Below are 1,282 nucleotides of genomic sequence, written 5' to 3'. Positions count from 1 at the left end.
TAGAGGGTCATTTGACACTATGTCAGGTTTTAAGTTTCTCAAGAGCGTTTAACTGTGATTTTGTCGGCTTTACCGCTCTTATCCGTTTTCTTTTATGTGTACCGGAATCAACCAAGCCAGATCACCCTGAGTGTAAATAATCCCTGTATACTTCTGCCGCCCCATTTTTATCCGTAATGCACAAGAACCGACAGAGGTTGCCTATTCCAATAGCAAAGTAAATGCTGGCAAGATTAAAACCTATGCCGGATGACCATTTCTCCCGGAACATAAGCTGCTTTTGCAGAAATCTACTCTGGCGAATGCATATACTCCGGCAAGCTCATAACCTTTTACTTAGCTTTTACGACCAGAACAGGTCTTTTGGAATTCCTCACCACGGCGAACGTCGTGCTTCCCACCAGCAGCTCCCTGAACCAGCCTTTCCCGTGCCTTGCCATCGCTATCAGAGATACATCCTCTTCCTCAGCCGCGGAGTTAATCTCATGAGAAGGGTCGCCAACATGAACGTGGGTTTTTGCTATGATGCCTTTGCTGCTGAATTCCTGTCCTATCTCCTCAAGCTTTTTCTTTGCCTCAGAAACGCTTGCTTCTATCTCCTCCTGCGTCTCGCCTTTACTGACAACATGCTCAAGCGCCACATCATGGATTCCCTCAAGATTTCTTACAAAGGACAGCGCAGCCGTGGAAGGCTCGGAGAAATCAGTAGGCAGCAGTACTTTTGAGAAGATCCGCTGGCAGAACTTCTCAAGCGGTTTACCGTCAAGGCTTTCTGTCAATTTGTAGCGCATAATGAGAACATCGGTCTTTGCGTGTCGCATCACGTTTGCGGATACACCGCCGAGTAAACGACCTCTGATAATGCTCTTCCCGCGCGCACCCAGTACGATTAACGAAACATTCTCCTTATCTGCAATATCAAGGATTGTCCTGGTGACGTCGCCCGCCGTTATCACATCCACTTTCGCTCTTGCTTTCAACCCCAGGCTCTCAAGATGCTCCTTCTGCTCTTCCAGGTGGATCTTTGCATTCTCGACATGGGGACCGTGCGTCCATCCCCTCTTTGAGGGATGCGTGGCATCTACCACATGCAGGAGCACGACCTCTTTCACTCCCGGAATTTCACCAATGCACTCAAGGTTTTTCAAAGCGTACTCTGAAAAGTCAGTTGGAAATAATACCTTCTCGAACATACTATCCTCCCTTCTAATTATTTTCTTGTTCCTACTATTTCAAACTATTGATGCAGCGGCAAATATCTTTGAGAAAAGGTAAATAAAAA

1 protein-coding gene is annotated in these 1,282 nt (G+C 46.7%); it reads right to left on the bottom strand.

Features of this window, described 5'->3' with window-relative positions; translation table 11 throughout:
* Positions 1-332 precede the first annotated feature (332 nt).
* Positions 333-1,193 carry a universal stress protein gene (locus tag MNV_RS09820; protein WP_096205646.1) on the bottom strand — a complete coding sequence of 287 codons (861 nt, stop codon included), beginning with the start codon at positions 1,191-1,193 and terminating at the stop codon, positions 333-335.
* Positions 1,194-1,282 lie beyond the last annotated feature (89 nt).

Source organism: Candidatus Methanoperedens nitratireducens (assembly GCF_900196725.1).
GTDB classification, from domain to species: Archaea; Halobacteriota; Methanosarcinia; order Methanosarcinales; family Methanoperedenaceae; genus Methanoperedens; species Methanoperedens nitroreducens_A.
Note: the sequence above shows the minus strand (reverse complement) of the source record. Positions and strands in the feature narration are given on the sequence as shown.